This is a genomic window from Catenibacterium sp. AM22-6LB (assembly GCF_003435615.1).
GTDB lineage: Bacteria > Bacillota_I > Bacilli_A > Erysipelotrichales > Coprobacillaceae > Catenibacterium > Catenibacterium mitsuoka_A.
Window position 1 is genome coordinate 56,454 of record NZ_QTUM01000004.1, and the last position, 17,030, is coordinate 73,483.

Annotated in this window: 18 protein-coding genes; 1 reads left to right on the forward strand and 17 read right to left on the reverse strand. The window is 35.0% G+C overall.

The genetic code is table 11. The features are described 5' to 3' along the window. Positions 1 to 5: 5 nt before the first annotated feature. From gatB to DW269_RS02190, 15 genes are all read right to left on the reverse strand, one after another. Positions 6 to 1,439 carry an Asp-tRNA(Asn)/Glu-tRNA(Gln) amidotransferase subunit GatB gene (gene gatB / locus DW269_RS02120; protein ID WP_117458353.1) on the reverse strand — a complete coding sequence of 478 codons (1,434 nt, stop codon included), beginning with the start codon at positions 1,437 to 1,439 and terminating at the stop codon, positions 6 to 8. Between the two features lie 2 nt (positions 1,440 to 1,441). Then, on the reverse strand, positions 1,442 to 2,884 hold the full coding sequence (gatA, locus tag DW269_RS02125) for an Asp-tRNA(Asn)/Glu-tRNA(Gln) amidotransferase subunit GatA (protein WP_117458354.1): 1,443 nt from the start codon (positions 2,882 to 2,884) through the stop codon (positions 1,442 to 1,444). After that, positions 2,884 to 3,174, reverse strand: a complete 291-nt coding sequence (gene gatC, locus DW269_RS02130) for an Asp-tRNA(Asn)/Glu-tRNA(Gln) amidotransferase subunit GatC (RefSeq protein ID WP_006506605.1) — start codon at positions 3,172 to 3,174, stop codon at positions 2,884 to 2,886. The genes gatA and gatC overlap by 1 nt, the downstream gene beginning before the upstream one ends. Before the next feature lie 10 nt (positions 3,175 to 3,184). Then, positions 3,185 to 4,294, reverse strand: coding sequence for a CamS family sex pheromone protein (locus DW269_RS02135; protein ID WP_117458355.1), 1,110 nt, complete (start codon positions 4,292 to 4,294; stop codon positions 3,185 to 3,187). A 196-nt stretch (positions 4,295 to 4,490) separates the two neighbouring features. After that, positions 4,491 to 4,895 carry an RNA-guided endonuclease TnpB family protein gene (locus DW269_RS02140; RefSeq protein ID WP_199412121.1) on the reverse strand — a complete coding sequence of 135 codons (405 nt, stop codon included), beginning with the start codon at positions 4,893 to 4,895 and terminating at the stop codon, positions 4,491 to 4,493. A 211-nt stretch (positions 4,896 to 5,106) separates the two neighbouring features. After that, a complete protein-coding gene (gene ligA / locus DW269_RS02145) occupies positions 5,107 to 7,095 on the reverse strand; it encodes an NAD-dependent DNA ligase LigA (protein ID WP_117458367.1) in 1,989 nt (662 codons plus the stop codon). 61 nt (positions 7,096 to 7,156) lie between these two features. Then, on the reverse strand, positions 7,157 to 9,289 hold the full coding sequence (locus tag DW269_RS02150) for an ATP-dependent helicase (protein WP_117458356.1): 2,133 nt from the start codon (positions 9,287 to 9,289) through the stop codon (positions 7,157 to 7,159). A 61-nt stretch (positions 9,290 to 9,350) separates the two neighbouring features. Beyond that, complete coding sequence (locus DW269_RS02155; RefSeq protein ID WP_117458357.1) at positions 9,351 to 10,271, reverse strand: dihydroorotate dehydrogenase; 921 nt, start codon at positions 10,269 to 10,271, stop codon at positions 9,351 to 9,353. After that, a complete protein-coding gene (locus DW269_RS02160) occupies positions 10,264 to 11,022 on the reverse strand; it encodes a dihydroorotate dehydrogenase electron transfer subunit (protein ID WP_117458358.1) in 759 nt (252 codons plus the stop codon). Before DW269_RS02160 ends, DW269_RS02155 begins: the two co-directional genes overlap by 8 nt. A 1-nt stretch (position 11,023) precedes the next feature. Continuing rightward, positions 11,024 to 12,289, reverse strand: a complete 1,266-nt coding sequence (locus DW269_RS02165; protein ID WP_022424711.1) for a dihydroorotase — start codon at positions 12,287 to 12,289, stop codon at positions 11,024 to 11,026. Positions 12,290 to 12,292: 3 nt separating this feature from the next. Next, positions 12,293 to 12,772: a pantetheine-phosphate adenylyltransferase gene (gene coaD / locus DW269_RS02170; RefSeq protein ID WP_117458360.1), complete on the reverse strand. Its 480-nt coding sequence runs from the start codon at positions 12,770 to 12,772 to the stop codon at positions 12,293 to 12,295. Further along, a complete protein-coding gene (rsmD, locus tag DW269_RS02175) occupies positions 12,769 to 13,326 on the reverse strand; it encodes a 16S rRNA (guanine(966)-N(2))-methyltransferase RsmD (protein WP_022424709.1) in 558 nt (185 codons plus the stop codon). The genes coaD and rsmD overlap by 4 nt, the downstream gene beginning before the upstream one ends. Next, positions 13,307 to 13,678 (reverse strand): YlbF family regulator, encoded by a 372-nt coding sequence (locus DW269_RS02180; RefSeq protein ID WP_117458361.1) that lies wholly within the window; start codon positions 13,676 to 13,678, stop codon positions 13,307 to 13,309. Before DW269_RS02180 ends, rsmD begins: the two co-directional genes overlap by 20 nt. After that, on the reverse strand, positions 13,675 to 14,901 hold the full coding sequence (locus DW269_RS02185; protein ID WP_117458362.1) for an FtsW/RodA/SpoVE family cell cycle protein: 1,227 nt from the start codon (positions 14,899 to 14,901) through the stop codon (positions 13,675 to 13,677). The genes DW269_RS02180 and DW269_RS02185 overlap by 4 nt, the downstream gene beginning before the upstream one ends. Then, a complete protein-coding gene (locus DW269_RS02190; protein WP_022424706.1) occupies positions 14,898 to 15,155 on the reverse strand; it encodes a UPF0223 family protein in 258 nt (85 codons plus the stop codon). Before DW269_RS02190 ends, DW269_RS02185 begins: the two co-directional genes overlap by 4 nt. 120 nt (positions 15,156 to 15,275) lie before the next feature. On the opposite strand from DW269_RS02190, the gene def reads away from it, so the two are divergent. Continuing rightward, a complete protein-coding gene (gene def / locus DW269_RS02195; RefSeq protein WP_117458363.1) occupies positions 15,276 to 15,845 on the forward strand; it encodes a peptide deformylase in 570 nt (189 codons plus the stop codon). A gap of 51 nt (positions 15,846 to 15,896) precedes the next feature. Here def and DW269_RS02200 read toward each other — a convergent pair whose 3' ends face one another. Both DW269_RS02200 and DW269_RS02205 read right to left on the reverse strand, forming a co-directional pair. Continuing rightward, positions 15,897 to 16,322 (reverse strand): hypothetical protein, encoded by a 426-nt coding sequence (locus tag DW269_RS02200; RefSeq protein ID WP_117458364.1) that lies wholly within the window; start codon positions 16,320 to 16,322, stop codon positions 15,897 to 15,899. A gap of 33 nt (positions 16,323 to 16,355) precedes the next feature. Continuing rightward, positions 16,356 to 16,976 (reverse strand): rhomboid family intramembrane serine protease, encoded by a 621-nt coding sequence (locus tag DW269_RS02205; RefSeq protein ID WP_117458365.1) that lies wholly within the window; start codon positions 16,974 to 16,976, stop codon positions 16,356 to 16,358. Positions 16,977 to 17,030: the final 54 nt, after the last annotated feature.

Sequence of the window (17,030 nt, forward strand, 5' to 3'; positions counted from 1 at the left end):
TATAGTTATTTAATTCTTTCTTTAAGAAGTTCAACAAGCAACTTGTTAACCATACCTGGGTTAGCCTGTCCTCTAGACTTCTTCATAACCTGTCCTACTAAGAATCCTACAGCACGATCTTTACCATTCGCATAGTCTTCAATAGACTGTGGGTTGGCATCTAATACTTCATTCGCCATAATTTTTAAAGCGTTAGGATCAGAAATCTGTTTCATACCCTTTTCTTCAATGATCTTTTCAGGATCTTTATTTTCTGTCATCATTGGTTCAAAGACCTTTTTAGCCTGTTTAGAAGAAATAGTACCATCTTCAATAAAATTGATTAATTTAGCTAAATATTCTGGATTTAATTCAATATCATCATAAGACTGGTTGTTCTTATTTAAGAAAGCTAAAACATCACCTAATAACCAGTTAGAAGCATTCTTATAGTTCTTAGTATATTTGATTACTTCATTGAAGTAATCAGACATAGACTTAGTAGAAACTAGAATCTTCGCATCTACCTTAGGAATACCATATTCTTCTTCATAATGTTTTTCTCTTTCTCCAGCCATCATAGGTAATTCATCTTTGATTTGTTCTACCCATGCATGATCTAATCTAATAGGTAAGATGTTTGGTTCAGTATAGTACTTATAGTCTACAGCATCCCCTTTAGAACGCATCACTGTAGTCACTTTTTCTACTTCATCATATCTTCTTGTTTCCTGAAGAACTTCTCCTCCAGATTCAATAACTTCCTGCTGACGTCCTGCTTCATAATCAATAGCCTTCTGAACGTTGCTGATAGAGTTTAAGTTCTTGATTTCTGTACGTGTACCAAATGCTTCCTGACCAAATGGACGGATAGATACGTTAACATCACAACGCATAGAGCCTTCTTCAAGCTTTGCATCAGATACTTCTGTATATAAGAATACCTGTCTTAATGCTTCAAGATAAGCACTTGCTTCTTTACCTGAACGGATACAAGGCTTAGTGACAATTTCAATTAGTGGGATACCCGCACGGTTGTAGTCAATTAATGAATAATCAGTTAAATGAAGCTGTTTAGCTGTATCTTCTTCCATATGTAATCTTTCGATATCGATACGCTTTTCTTCTCCATCTACTTCAATCATTAAATAACCATTACGTCCGATAGGTCTTTTATCCTGAGTAATCTGGAAACCTTTTGGAAGGTCAGAATAATAGTAGTTCTTACGGTCAAAGCATAGTAATTCATCGATTTCCATATGTAATGCATGACATACACGAATCGCAAATTCTACACCTCTTTTATTTAAACATGGTAATGTACCTGTCATACCCATGTCTACTTCATTGATCATTGTATTTGGATCTTCACCAAATGTAACTGGTGAAGCAGAGAACATCTTTGAATTAGTCTTTAATTCGCAATGTACTTCTAGCCCGATGACTCTTTCGTAATCCATCTTTAGTCCTCCCTCTTATACTGGTTCTTGAATCCTAATGCTTCTTCTAATGCATAGGCGCAGTTCAAGACAGTCTGTTCTTCAAAAATACGTCCTGAAATATTGACAGCGACTGGCATATTATCTACAAATCCAGAAGGGATAGAGATAGATGGTGTACCTGCAAAGTTGGCAAGACATAACCAGTTTTCAAGAATAATATATTCATCACTTAAATAATCTTCAGCTGCTTCATCAATTAAAGGTGCAACACCTCCGCCATTAGGTGCAATGATGATATCATAGTTTTCATAGATCTTATTTAATTCATCTACTACAAGTCTTCTTACTCTCTGTGCTTTTCTGAACATCTTTTCCTGATTTTCAGTTGCAAGAGCTAAGTTACCAAGAATGAATCTTCTCTTAATATGATCACCAAAACCATCTGTACGAGAATTGATCATCACATCATCAGGTGTATCACCCTGCTGTCTATCACCATACTTAACACCATCTAAGCATGAATGGTTACTTGTTGCTTCTGAGTTGGCAATAATAGTATATGTAGGAAGTAATGTCTTCATGAGTTTCTTATCCATTTCAACATCTTCTACTGTTGCACCAAGAGACTTTAATGTTTCAACAACATTTTCAAAAATTTTCTTTACTTCTTCATTTCTTACTTCATTAGATACAGTTGTTAATACACCAATCTTTAAGTTAGAAATATTAGTAGTTAAGTTATCTAAGTAATGTGGTACTTCTCTATTTGATGAAGTCATATCACGATTATCTCTACCAGCTAATGCTTCAGTTACAATCGCCATATCACGTACATTTCTAGTAAATGCGCCAACATGGTCTAAAGAAGATGCATAAGGAATAACACCATAACGAGAGATTCTACCCCAAGTTGGTTTAAAACCTACAATCCCACAAAAACCTGCTGGTTTTCTAATTGAGTCACCTGTATCACTACCAAGTGCAAATGGAATCAAACCACTTGCAACAAGTGCTGCAGATCCTCCTGATGAACCACCAGAAATACGTCTTGTATCCCAAGGGTTGTGTACTGGACCAGTTAAAGCTGATTTATTAGTACCACCCATAGCAAGTTCATCCATAGAAGCCTTACCTACTAAACCAACACCATGCTTATTTAACAAATCAACAACATGAGCATTAAATACTGGTACATAATCAGCTAACATCTTACTAGATGCAGTTGTCTTAATACCCTTAGTGTTGTAGTTATCTTTTAAAACATATGGAATATGTGATAAAAGATCATCAGTCATAGGAGCTTCAATAGCCTTATATGCTTCATCTTCAGTAATAGTTACAAAGGCATTCAGTCTTTCCTGCTGTTTCTTTGCTTCTTCAAATAATTCTTTATAATATTCTTTTACATCTAACTCTCCACTTTTGAAAAGTTCATGTAATTCTTCAATAGTATGTGTCACCATTATCCTACCACCTTTGGAACTCTGATCTGATTACGCTGTACAGTCTTGCAGTTCTTTAATGCATCTTCTGTACTGATTACATGATTAGGTTCGTCCTCTCTTAAGAATGTTGTTTCAACCACATAAGGGAATGCGAGAGGTTCTACACCTTCAGTATCAATTTCATCAAGAGCCTGTACATGGCTCATGAATACTTCATACTGTTCTCTTAATGCTGGCATTTCTTCGTCAGTGATGTTGAACATGGTTTTTCTTCCTAGTTTTTTCAACATTAAATCTGTATCGTCCATAATTGACCTCCTACTGTTCTAATATAGATGTCTTTGCATCTTCACCTTTTTGTTTAATAATCACAGCCATCAATTCATCCTGTGAATACACAAGAACCTTAATATTAAAGTCCTGTGTGAATTTACTATTAATGTTATCAGCAATCACTGAAGTCAGATATAGTAATTCTGTATATGTCTTGATATTCAAGTGTGCTGTGATTTTCATTGTCTGGATCGTATCATCGATATAGTTGGCCTGCCCAACTAAACCGGCAGCTTCGGTAGAAGCTTTCTTCAAGTTAGACTTGATAGTTGCAAATTCTGATGCAGTGGCTGGGTCTAGCTTAGTTGCACGAGTACTTGTAAAGTATACATTTTCATGATTCACATTCTTTAAAGTACCGACACTGCCACCTTCACAGAATGATTCATAAATATAATTACCATTTGTCTCAGATATTTCATTATTATTCGCACGATAAATACCAACCATAACTGGAACATCTGCAAGCTTTTTCTTCTTTGAACGGATATATTTGTATGCTTTCTTAACACACTGCTGGGCATAGCTTCTTAACTTTTCATCACTTAAAGTAATTGCAGGAGAAGAAAGCTTTCCATCAATCTGTTCCTTAGGATCAAGAATAATAGCAACACTTATACCCTTCAAGGCATAACTAGAACCACTCTTCTTATAATAATCCTGTTCAGTGATATTAGACACAAGTACAGGACTTTGCAAGCCTTCATATGTCTTACCACTTTCTATCTGTAATGTATCAGGATATTTCTTATCTTCTTCTTTAGTTCCTGCAGCGTCTCTTTTTAATAGATTATTGTAATCAGTTGGTGTTAATTGTAATCCTTCTGATAAATAATAATCATTTGTTGAGAAATGCTTTGTTGAAAGAATCTGCAATCCTGAACCAATAGTAACTAAATCTTTTGTGTTACTGAAGTTTAAATAGAACTTCTCACTATTCTTTGAACGACCATTGTTGATCATGTTGTAGTAATTACCATCAAATGTCTTTGCAGATGATTCTTTTGTACTATTTGATGTTTTTACAGTTTTGCTGGAGCATCCTGTCGCAAAAATAAGCATGATACTAACAAGAGCTTTTAATAATTTATTCATAGTCCGCTAGCCTGCCACTCAAAATGTGATTAAATATACTCACATCGAGATAATGTAAGTTCTCACGAACATTACTTACTATGTCATCGTGTATGCTTTGGATTGACCGAAATCATATCTACTCACAAGTTCATGTACACTCCATAGTCTTAAATTCCCGAAATAGCCTTCGGTACATACCTACGTTTGCGTTTGTTTATGCAACTTCGTAAGTCGTAGCATCTCTCAGATTAAGTGCAGCATTGAAATCTCTGTCTTCGATATAGCCACAGTCACATCTGAAAAGTCTATCTAAAAGCTTTAAATCTTTTTTAATATTCTTACAACAATGACATGTCTTAGATGATGGGTACCATCTATCTACTATTCGAAGTTCAATTCCATTCTCTTTGCATTTAGCTAGAAGTTTTGTTTTAAATTCATAAAACTTCTGCGAAGCAACTGCCTTTGAAAGATGCCTGTTCTTCATCATTCCTGATACGTTTAGATCTTCAATCGTTATATAAGATAGCTTGGTTTTTACTATCTCTGCGATTATCTCATTGATGTAATCAGTACGAATATTGTCAATTCTACGATGAAACTTCTGTATCTTAAGCATTTATTTTTGTATATTTCTTTTTTGAGCGAACTCTCCTTTCTTTAGATTTTCATACTTTCGAGAAAGACTTCTCTGTTCTCAAATAAGTTGTTTTTTAAGTTTCTTTAATAAAGCAAAATCTTTTGGTTTATAATTTGAGATATTTGATGTGTTCATTTTAACACTCCCTCTATGAGCATATAAACACATTCAAACACAAGAGTCAATATATTCAGTTACTTATAATCTTCTCCTTAAATGCTGATTCGTTCATGATGGAGATACCAAGATCAACTGCTTTTGTATATTTAGATCCTGGATTTTCCCCAACAATCACTAAATCTGTTTTCTTTGATACACTTCCTGTGACATTCGCACCCTGACTTGTTAAATAGTCTTTAATCTGCTTTCTTGTCATAAGTGTAAGTGTCCCAGTAATTACGACTGTTTTATCTCTAAATGGATTATCACCTGTATCACGTACCTTTAAATAATCCATATTTAAACCTAATTCTTTCAAATGTGCAATCAGTTCTAGATTACGTTCATTACGCTTAAATGCTGCAAGTGAAGAAGCGATTGTATCCCCTACATCCTTGATGCTTGTTAATTGTACATAATTCGCATTAAGAAGTGCATCCATAGAACCAAAATGATATGCAAGTGTATCAGCCATCTTGGCTCCTATGCCCTTAATACCAAGCCCAAATAAGAGTTTTTCTAAAGAATTAGCTTTACTATTCTCGATTGCCTCTAGTAGCTTATCCATGGATTTCTTCCCAAAACCTTCAATATCCATGATTTCTTTTTCATGTACATCCAAATGATATATATCCTCAATACAAGTCACAAAGCCTAAGTTATAGAATTGTTCGATGATCTTATCACCGAGTCCATCAATATTCATTGCTTCACGGCTGGCAAAATGAATCAGTTTTTCAATCTTCTTTGAATCACATTCTTCATTCATACAATAATAAGCTGCTTCATTAGGTTTTCTTACAAGTGGTGAACCACATTTAGGACATACTGTAATCATCTTAAAAGGTATTTCATTACCTGTACGTCTTTCTTTAATAGAAGAAACAACTTCTGGAATAACATCCCCTGCTTTTCTTACAATAACATCATCACCAATACGAATATCCTTACGGATACAATTGTCTTCATTATGAAGTGTCGCACGCTGTACGAGTGAACCTGCAACACGTACTGGTTCTAGCACTGCATTAGGTGTAATTTGTCCTGTACGCCCAATTGTAAAGACAATATCTTTAAGTTTCGTAATAACCTCTTCTGCTGGGAACTTATAGGCAATCGCCCATTTAGGCACTTTAGCTGTATAACCAAGTCTTCTTTGTGAATTAAGATCATTAACCTTAATAACAACACCATCAATATCATATGGAAGTGTTGGTCTAATTTTTGCGACTTCTTCAATATAGTTCCATACTTCTTTAATGTTCTTGCATTTACGTGTATAAGGATTTGTCTTAAATCCAAGAGCCTTGATCTTTTCTAAGCATTCATAATGTGTTGAAGCATTAAGTTGTGATGCTTCTGGTACATGATACAAGAAGGCATCCAGTCCTCTTTTTGCCGCTATACGACTATCTAATTGTCTAATACTACCTGCTGCTGCATTACGACAATTCGCAAAGAGAGGAAGACCTGCTTCAGTACGCTCTTCATTTAATCTTTCTAATGCCTTTTTAGGCATGATGATTTCACCACGTACTTCTAGTGGTCCATTAAAATCAATATGTAAAGGGATAGAACGAATAGTCTTTACGTTATGGGTGATATCTTCACCGATTGTTCCATTTCCTCTTGTTGCACCATATTGTAATACACCATCCTGATATACAAGTGATACAGATAAACCATCAAGCTTCAGTTCACATATATATTCAGGATTAGGAATCACATCTGTGACACGATCATTGAAGGTATAGACTTCATCTTCATTAAAGATATCTCCAAGAGACATCATCATACGCTGATGCGTCACCTTCTTGAACCCTTCTAAGACCTCTCCTCCTACTCTCTGGCTGGGAGAATCTGTTGTAATCCAAGCAGGATTGGCCTGTTCAATACGGATGAGTTCTTCCATTAAACGGTCATATTCCTGGTCACTGACAGTAGGAGTATCCTGTACATAATATTCATAGTTATATTTATTTAATAAGGCTTTTAATTCATTAAGTCTTTCAAATGACATCTTACTCATTCCTTTTCTTTTCGTATTATAACAAAATTCTCTTCATAATAAAACTTAAAAATCAGTTTGATAAGCGCTTTAAAGCATGATGATTTCCCATTAAAGTCTTAATTCCATGAGGAACTTCAAAGGCAACATCGACAAGTGGTCCATTTACTTTGACAACAACACCCTTACCAAATATATCATGGTTGACTAAATCTCCCACCTTCCAGTCATTGACACCATTATCTCCAATTAAATCTGTGTAAGATTCATGAACATAATTACGTGTCTTAAACTTTGAAGGTCTTCCGACATGTTCAACATGATTTCGCCCTATTTCATCTACAAATCGAGATGTGACCTTAGGAGATTGGGACACAAAGCTAAAGCCTTGGCTATCAGTCAAATAAAGACGCTTTTTAGCACGCGTAAAGGCAACGTATGCAAGTCTTCTTTCTTCCTCTAATCCTTCATCTCCCCCTTCACTCATTGTTCTTTCAGAAGGGAAGATTCCTTCAGAAAGACCTGATACAAAGACATAGTCAAACTCTAGTCCTTTAGCCATATGAATACTCATAAGTGAGACATAGTCACCTGTCTTTTCTTCATCCTGAGATGTATAGAGGGCAATGTCCTGTAAATATGATTCAAAATCAGGTGTTTCTGGATGAGTATTGACATAAGTATCAATAGAATTCTTTAATTCCATTAAGTTTTCAATACGGTTATCTTCCTGCCCATCCTTCATCATTTTCAAATAACCTGTATCCTTTAATAGATCTTCATAAATATCAGCTAAGCTCTTATCAGAAACTCTTGCTTTCTCAATCACTTCTACAAGTTCTTTGAGTCCTTTTTTAGCTTTACCGCCTACACCTGTTTCATCTAAGAAGAAGCAGACTGCTTCATAATTAGAGATACCATGTCTTGAGGCTGTAAGGGTGATTTTTTCTAGAGTCTTCGCACCAATTCCTCGAGATGGTGTATTGACGACTCTTTCAAATGATAAATCATCACCCATAACGACTAATCTAATATAACTTAAAGCATCTTTGACTTCTTTACGATTAAAGAATTTTAATCCACCAAAGATCTTATAAGGAATCTGTCGGCGAATCATTTCCTGTTCAATAGAACGAGATAAATAATTCGCACGATAGAGTACCGCAATATGGGATTCAGATACACCGGATTGTGTGATCTTCTGGATTGTATCACAGATATATTTTGATTCTGCATCTTCACTTACTGCTGCATAATGAATAACTTTATCTCCTTCTTCTAATTCAGAGAATAAGTCTTTTTCTAATCTGTTCTTGTTTTTCTTAATAAGATTATTGGAGATATCAAGGATTGTTTTTGTAGAACGATAATTCTGATCTAGTATAACAGTTTTAACGTTTTGATAGTCTTTATCAAAGTTCATGATATAGTTCACATCACTGCCTCTAAATGAATAGATTGTCTGGTCTGGGTCTCCTACAACACAGACAATAGAATCCTGAGCAAAGTAATGAATAAGGTTGTATTCAATAGAGCCAACATCCTGGAATTCATCGACATGGACAAATTGATAACGTCTAGACCATCTTGATACAATATCAGGATTATCCTGGAAGATCTTTAATGTATTGACTAAAAGGTCATCAAAGTCCATCATATTATGATCTTCTTTATACTTTTCATACATGGCATAGATTTCTGCCTTCTTTTTTTCTCCTGGCATATTACCAGCGAGCTGTACTGCTTTGGCAGGAGATACAAAGTTAACCTTATATGAAGAGATATAGTTGATCATAGATTTGATACTGATTGATTTTTGATCTATTTCTTTTTCTTTATATAACTTTTTAATAAGCGATTTCTGATCTTCCTCATCCATAATAATGAAGTTATGAGGATAACCAATGGCAGTAGAGTGTTGTCTAAGTACTCTGACACATAAAGAGTGGATTGTACAGATTGTTGTACCTAAAGATGTACCTAGAATGTTTTCTACTCTTGTTTTCATTTCATTGGCTGCTTTATTAGTAAATGTGATAGCGAGAATGTTATGAGGATTGACTCCTACTTCTTCAATTAAATATGCTATACGATATGTGACAACACGTGTCTTACCTGAACCAGCACCCGCAATGATTCTTAGGTGTCCATCTAGATAAGTGGCTGCTTCTAATTGTTTAGGGTTTAATAATTGACTAAGTTCCATATTTGTAATCCTCCTTATTCGCATCCTCTAATATAACATAAAAAAGAGTGCTTAGCACTCTTTATTTATATTGATGGGATTTTCCGATAATATCAGTGATATTTTCAATACCCATTGCATCTAGTTCATCATTCATTTCCTGAATAATACGAGGGCATGCATATGGATCTACTAAGTTAGCACAACCAACCTGTACAGCACTTGCACCTGCAATCATCATTTCGATTGCATCTCTACCAGTAGAAATACCACCCATACCAATAACTGGGATATTTACTGCCTGAGATACCTGGTAAACCATTCTTAAAGCGACTGGGAAGATTGCTGGTCCTGAATAACCACCTGTCTTATTCGCAATAATAGGCTTACCTGAATGGATATCAAAACGCATACCAACAAGAGTATTAATCATTGAGATACCATCAGCCCCTGCTTCTTCTACTGCTTTCGCAATTGCGACTATGTCAGTGACGTTTGGAGATAGTTTGACATATAATGGCTTATTAATCACTGCCTTAACTGAACGAGTGACTTGGGCAGCCATGGCAGGATCAGTCCCCATTGCCATACCACCTGCATGAACATTAGGACAGCTGATATTAAGTTCTAATGCGCCAATACAGTCTTCTTTAGTTAGTTTTGCAGCAGTCTGTACATAATCATCCACACAGCTGCCACCAATATTCGCAATAGCTTTTCCTGAATAGACTTCTCTTAGTTTAACTAATTCAGTCTTGATGACTTCATCAACACCTGGGTTCTGTAAACCAATCGCATTAAGTAAACCAGAAGGTCCTTCCGCAATACGTGGAAGTGGGTTACCATAACGTGGTTCAAGAGTTGTACCCTTTAAGCTCATAGAGCCTAATACATTAATATCATAGAACTTAGTAAATTCATAACCGAATCCAAAAGTACCACTCGCTGGAATAACAGGATTCTTCATATCAAGTCCTGGTAGTTTTACATGTAAATTAGCCATTGATAATCACCTCATCTGAAGAAAGGACAGGTCCTTCTACACAAATTCTCTTATATGGTTTAGTTTTTACTTTACATGAACATCCCATGCAGGCACCAAAGCCGCATCCCATTCTTGCTTCAAAAGAAAGAGAACCATTGTCTGGGAAGTTCTTTACTAATGCATCCAACATTGGTTCTGGACCACATGCATAGTAATGATCAAAAGTTAAGTTATTTTCTTTAATAGCATCAATGACAGTACCCTTAGTACCATAAGTGCCATCCATTGTTGAAATATAAGTAGGACAAAGCTTCTTGAATTCTTCTTCATAGAACACATCATAAGAACCATTGAATCCAAGTACTGCAGTCATCTTTACGCCTTTTTCAATAAGTCTTTTTGCTAGACCATACATAGGTGGTGTACCACTTCCCCCACCTACGACAATCACTTCATTATAATCAGTATCAATAAAACCATTACCTAACCCGATTAATACATCTAGTTTCTCTCCTGGTTTCTTTTCTGAAAGAATCTTAGTTCCTTCACCTCTAATACGATAAATAAGTTTAATATGTGTATCATCATAATCCAAGATACTCATTGGTCTTCTTAAGTATGGCTGAAGTGAGTCATTAATCTTAATATTGATGAACTGACCAGGTGCTGTAATAAAACGAGCCCCTTCTCCTTCAAGTTCCATTTCAAATAGACCAGGAATTAATTCTTTATTGTAGTTGATTGTAAGAAAATCCTGATAATTCTTCATGTTATTCCTCCACTAATAATTGTCCATCGACAATATTCATAATTAAAGCACCTTTTACTTTCCATCCTAAGAATGGTGTATTGCATGCTTTAGACTTTAAGTCTTCTTCTTTGATTGTATATTCTTTATTTAAGTCAAATGCACATAGATCTGCCTTCATACCTTCTTCAATAGAAGCATCTAAATTTAATGTCTTGGCAGGTCCAGTAGTGAGGCAATCAAGAACTGTCTCTAATTTAATTAAGCCTTCTTCTACAATATATGTATAAATAAGTGGGAAGGCATGCTGTAAGCCAATGATTCCAAATGGTGCTTTATCAATTGGTTTACTCTTTTCATCTCTTGCATGAGGGGCATGGTCTGTCGCAATAACAGTAATGACTCCATCATTCACTGCCTTGATGATTGCATCACGGTCTTCCTTTGTACGAAGAGGTGGATTCATCTTATAGTTAGGATGACAATCCTGAATGTTGTCTTCTGTCAAAATTAAATGATGAGGTGATGTTTCACCACTGACTCTTTCACCACGTGCACGACTTGCACCAAGCAAGGCCACTGTTTCTTTTGTAGAAATATGACAGATATGATATCTATTGTGAATTTCATCTACAAGATGTAAATCACGATCTACCTGTTTATATTCACTTGCACTATTGATACCAATTAAGCCATGTTCTTTCGCATAATGACCTTCATGAATACATCCACCATGTAATTCTGATTCATCTTCACAATGAGCAACAATGATAGAATCAAGAGCTTTTGCACGAGTCATAGCTTCCTTCATCTTTTCATCCTTCTGGACACCTTTACCATCATCAGAGAAACCAAGCACAATAGGCTGTTTGATATTTTCTTCCATATCAACAACCTTCTGACCTTTTAGTTCTTCTGTAATCGCACTATAAGTATATGTTTTTACCTGTGCATCCTTTTCACAACGTTTAGTGAAATCTTCAATAGTTTCCTTATCATCCATACAAGGTAATGTATTGGCCATTGCAACAATAGTACCATATCCACCATAAAGTGCAGATGCACTACCTGTAGAAATAGTTTCTTTATGTTCAAAGCCAGGTTCACGAAGATGTGTATGGATATCAATAAAGTTATGAGATAAAAGTGCTCCGTGAAGATCAATTACTTGATCTGCTTCCTCATTACATGCACCAATCTTCTTGATGATGCCATCTTCAATCAATACATCTGTATCACTAAATGCTTGATGACGATACAAATGTGCATTCTTTAATAATAAACGCATAATCTACCCCCTGTATTTTTCTATTAGTTTTTTTTCAACGCATGCCGGTACAAGTCCTTCTACACTATGTTTATGAGATACGATTTCTTTCACAAATGAAGAAGATACAAATGTATAAGCAAGACGTGTCATTAGAAAGACAGTTTCAATGCCGTCATCTAAATACTGGTTTGTAAAGCACATGAGAGACTCATAGTTATAGTCTTCTGTTGCACGTAAACCACGCACTAATACCTGTGCCCCTACTTCCCTTGCATACTCTACAGCAAGACTACTGCTTTCGTCAATGACAACATTAGGAAACTGCTTCGTTGCTTCTCTTAACATCTCCATACGTTCTTCTACAGTAAATAAGCATGTCTTATGTGGATTAATAAAAATAGTCACATAAAGTACATCATACATCTTAGACGCACGTTCAATGATATCAAGATGGCCATTGGTCACAGGATCAAATGTCCCTGTATATACTGCTTTTATCACATTGCAGCCTCCTCGTATTTCACAATCTGTAAACAAGTAATACCATAATTATTTTCTTTAATAAGTCTAAATGGTGCTTCATATTCAAGCTTTTCTTCAGTTAAGTCTTCTACCACAATAATACAGCCATCCATCAAATTTCCATTATCCTTTAATGTATGGATAATATCCATATTAACTTTCATACCATAAGGTGGATCTAATAATACAAGACTAAACTTGATTCCTTCTTCCTTAAAAGTACCTAAAGCTTTACGATAATCAGCCTTTATTACATGCGCATTTGTGATCTTTAAACTATTAATATTTTCTCTAATAACCTGAAATGCCTTATATTGTTTATCTACTGCATAAAGTTCATCCATTCCTCTACTTAATGCTTCAATACCAAGGCCTCCACTTCCTGCAAATAAATCAAGACAAATTCCTCCATCAAAATAAGGACCAATCATGTTATAAAGATTTTCTTTATTTTTGTCTGTCGTAGGACGAGTTAATTTTGTAGGGACAGCCTTTAACTGTCTACTTTTATATTTACCTGCTATAACGCGCATAACTTCTTCCAATCCTTCCCTTTGCGAGTTCATCACTAATATCATCAAAGACAATATCTGTAATTTCATCTAACATCTTATTGAGTTCACTATAAGACTCTAAATAAGCATTCATCTCTGGCAAGCGATATAGTTCTCTTCTTATATCTGTGATACGTTCTTGTATATGTGACGAGTCACAATAGCTGCCAAAGCGTGCCAAATCTTCCTTTTCTTCCTTAAGTCTATTCATTTCATTCATCAAAGATTTAACTTCCGGCTTACCAAATACACTTAAAGAAGAGTGATAGTTTTTAAAACATTCCTCTTCTTTAATTGCATCAATGAGTTCTTTTATTGAGTCATAGATCATAATGATTTCTCAATAGCCTCCTGCTTCTTTTCACGATTATATTTCGCAATAATGGCCTGAGCTATACCAATTCCTATTAAAGCAACTAAGGTAGAAGTTCCACCTGCACTAATTAATAGGAGAGGCACACCAGTCATTGGAATAAGTCCTGATACACCACCTACGTTAACCATTAAATGAACAAAGAAATAACTTGCAATTCCAATAAGTGTTAATTTTTCTCTTGAATCCTTAATCGCAAAAGCATATCTAAAGAGTCTATAAATAATAATAGAATAAGGAATAAAGAAAGCTGCAAAACCTACAAGTCCTAATTCTTCTACAATAATAGATGAAATAAAGTCACTCTGTGCTTCTGGGATATAACCAAATTTCATAATAGAGTTTCCAAACCCACGACCAATTAAACCGCCATTTGTATATCCTACAAAACCATTAATGATCTGATAGTTAGTACCATAGATATCTTTCAATGGATTCAGCCATGATGAGATACGAGCCATCTGATGACTCTTTAAGAAAAAATTATGAAACAGAATAAAGATAAGCACTAGAAACAATACTCCAATTAAGCCAATAATCTTAAAGGGACGATAGTATTGAGATGGTGTCGCAAAGAATAGGCATGTTGCCATAACGAATAATATCAAGCCACTTCCCATATCCTTCTGTACCTTCCAGCAGATTAAAAATGCGAAAACGACAAGAAATGCGGGAAAGAACACACAGACAACTGCTTTACGCCAGATAAGTTTATTTCTTTTCTCTTTTGATAAACGTGGAGAAATACGTATCTGATCTGGTAAGACGCCAAATATATAACTCAACAATATAATCAAAGTCAGTTTCATAAACTCTACAGGCTGAATAGTAAATGGACCAATCTTGATCCAGGCATGAGAATTATTGATTGTCCACATTATACATGTCAACATCATAAGAATACATACACCATAAGTGACAAGCATTAATGTTTCTGATATACGACGTGTTTTATAGGCACGCGCAAATAAGAACATAAAACCTAAGCCTACTATAACGAATAAACATTGTTTCAATAGGTTTTTAGTCGCAAAATTAGATCCTTCACTTGCCGACATACCTACAGAAGCATCTCCAATCATCACAATCCCAAATAATGCGAGAAAAATCGTACAGGCATAGATGGTTTTATCTGTACCAGTACGTTTAAACATCATTTGTGTCTTCTTGATGAAGTTCATAGTTTAACCCACTCTTCTTCCTGAGAACGTTTAAATACTTTATAAATAGAATAGCCAGATGCTTCTTCAAAAGCTTTATCTAATTGTTTTTGTAATGCTTTTGAATCTGCAATAGACGTAAATGCGCGGTAATGTTCCATGAATTCTTTAGAACTAATACCTTCTTCATAAGCCTGTTCTACTGCATTATATAACCCAACAACCTCGATAATTTCTTCTGTTGACCAATCTGGTTCTAATGGATAATCATACATGTTAAAATACCTCCTATGTTAAAAAATATTATACATGAAATAGGCTTAAAAGAAAATAGGGTATACATAATTGGAAAAAGCGAAGGAGTCTGTTATAATTACACAGAGGTGAAACGAAGAATGTTAAGCATGAAAAATGTAATTGATGATAAAAATCCTTTAATTCGTGAGAAATCTAAAGAAGTATCTTTACCATTAAGTGATGAAGATCGTCATACCTTAATGGAAATGTATCAATATCTTGTAGATTCTCAGGATGAAGAAAAAGCTGAAAAGTATGATTTAAGACCAGGTGTAGGTATTGCGGCTATTCAGATTGGTATTCCAAAAAGAATGTGTGCAATTTATATTCCTTCTGTAGATGAAGAAGGTAATATTGTAAAGTGTGATCAGTGGGCACTTGTTAATCCACGTATTGTAGCAAATGCAGTCAAAGTGGCTTATTTAAAGAATGGTGAAGGATGCTTGTCTGTTCCTGAAGATCAGCCAGGTATTGTACCTAGAAGTGCTAAAGTGACTGTTAAGGGATATGATGCCTTAACAGATCAAGAAGTGACTATTGTCGCAAGAGGCTTTACAGCTATCTGCTTACAGCATGAATTAGATCATTTTGAAGGTATTCTTTACTATGATCACTTTAATAAAGAAGATCCAAAAGCACCTATTCCAAATGCGATGGTGATTGAATAATACTCCTTCGGGAGTATTTTTTTATGCATTAAAAAAGACAGCTTCACGCTGTCAATAATAATCTCTACATATATTAATCATATCATCTACATAGATGACACCACCATTGATCGCATTATCTGATAAATGAGCATGAAGTTCTATTGGAAGTTTACAGCAGTATTGTTCACGCATAAGCGGAAGATCCTGTTTCATACATAAATCAGAGATATCATCAAGTGCTTTTGATGAGAACATAAATGTAGAAAATAAGGCAATATTCTTCACATAGTGACGATTAAGATGCATAATGAATTGTTCCACTTCCTTTGGTTTACCAAAGCATGGACAATCGAATCCTAATACAAGAAGATCAACATGGGCATGAAAATCAAAGTCCTGAAAGGGAATTGCCTGTGTTCTTGCAGTTTTTGCCATCTGTGATGCAAGAATATGTGCATATTTACTTGTATGACTGTAGACAATCGCAATATTCATAGACTCACCTCTTGTATAAATTATATCAACGCTTTATGAACTATAGAAGAACTTCTGTCTTTTTCTTTTTGTAATATAAAGAATAATATAAGCTGAAACAAATCCGCCAATCATGCCACTTACATGACCGGATAAAGATATTGTCGGTACAATAAAAGAAATAAACAACATCAGTAAGACATTCCTTCCTAGGTTTCTTGCAATATCGCGAAGCTGTGTAGGATAGAACAAATAAAGCGCACCGATAGCACCAATGATCCCAAAAATGACCCCACTGATACCGCCACTTACTGTATGGGCTCCAATGCCCAATAATAAATAAGCGATATAAGGAAGACCAGTAGTAGAAAGCATGGATACAAGTATGACTATCAAATACTTTTTAGAGCCCATCAAATATTCTACAAAACAGCTAAGATTATACATAGAATAACAATTCACTACTATATGCATTAAGCCAAAATGAATAAAATTTGCAGTAATCAAACGATAATATTGATGAGTAACTTGAACATAATATGGATTAAATCCTCCACAAGCTAAGCCCTGCAACGCATTCATATCCATACTAAATAATAATGTTGTTCCTATATAAGTAAGTATACATAATGCAAGTAGTGTATAAGTAACAGGATATTTTTTTATATTATTCATGTTTTCCTCCATTTCCCCGCGCCTTCGTTGCGCGGACACAAATATATAATCAAA

Excerpts from the sequence above, each read along its gene's own strand:
- ligA (WP_117458367.1), bottom strand. The coding sequence starts at position 7,095 with ATGTCATTTGAAAGACTTAATGAATTAAAAGCCTTATTAAATAAATAT.
- DW269_RS02140 (WP_199412121.1), bottom strand. The coding sequence starts at position 4,895 with ATGCTTAAGATACAGAAGTTTCATCGTAGAATTGACAATATTCGTACT.
- DW269_RS02155 (WP_117458357.1), bottom strand. The coding sequence starts at position 10,271 with ATGGCTAATTTACATGTAAAACTACCAGGACTTGATATGAAGAATCCT.
- DW269_RS02165 (WP_022424711.1), bottom strand. The coding sequence starts at position 12,289 with ATGCGTTTATTATTAAAGAATGCACATTTGTATCGTCATCAAGCATTT.
- rsmD (WP_022424709.1), bottom strand. The coding sequence starts at position 13,326 with ATGCGCGTTATAGCAGGTAAATATAAAAGTAGACAGTTAAAGGCTGTC.
- gatA (WP_117458354.1), bottom strand. The coding sequence starts at position 2,884 with ATGGTGACACATACTATTGAAGAATTACATGAACTTTTCAAAAGTGGA.
- DW269_RS02135 (WP_117458355.1), bottom strand. The coding sequence starts at position 4,294 with ATGAATAAATTATTAAAAGCTCTTGTTAGTATCATGCTTATTTTTGCG.
- def (WP_117458363.1), top strand. The coding sequence starts at position 15,276 with ATGTTAAGCATGAAAAATGTAATTGATGATAAAAATCCTTTAATTCGT.
- DW269_RS02180 (WP_117458361.1), bottom strand. The coding sequence starts at position 13,678 with ATGATCTATGACTCAATAAAAGAACTCATTGATGCAATTAAAGAAGAG.
- DW269_RS02200 (WP_117458364.1), bottom strand. The coding sequence starts at position 16,322 with ATGAATATTGCGATTGTCTACAGTCATACAAGTAAATATGCACATATT.
- gatC (WP_006506605.1), bottom strand. The coding sequence starts at position 3,174 with ATGGACGATACAGATTTAATGTTGAAAAAACTAGGAAGAAAAACCATG.
- gatB (WP_117458353.1), bottom strand. The coding sequence starts at position 1,439 with ATGGATTACGAAAGAGTCATCGGGCTAGAAGTACATTGCGAATTAAAG.
- DW269_RS02150 (WP_117458356.1), bottom strand. The coding sequence starts at position 9,289 with ATGGAACTTAGTCAATTATTAAACCCTAAACAATTAGAAGCAGCCACT.
- DW269_RS02205 (WP_117458365.1), bottom strand. The coding sequence starts at position 16,976 with ATGAATAATATAAAAAAATATCCTGTTACTTATACACTACTTGCATTA.
- DW269_RS02185 (WP_117458362.1), bottom strand. The coding sequence starts at position 14,901 with ATGAACTTCATCAAGAAGACACAAATGATGTTTAAACGTACTGGTACA.
- DW269_RS02160 (WP_117458358.1), bottom strand. The coding sequence starts at position 11,022 with ATGAAGAATTATCAGGATTTTCTTACAATCAACTACAATAAAGAATTA.
- DW269_RS02190 (WP_022424706.1), bottom strand. The coding sequence starts at position 15,155 with ATGTATGATTATCCATTAGAACCAGATTGGTCAACAGAAGAAATTATC.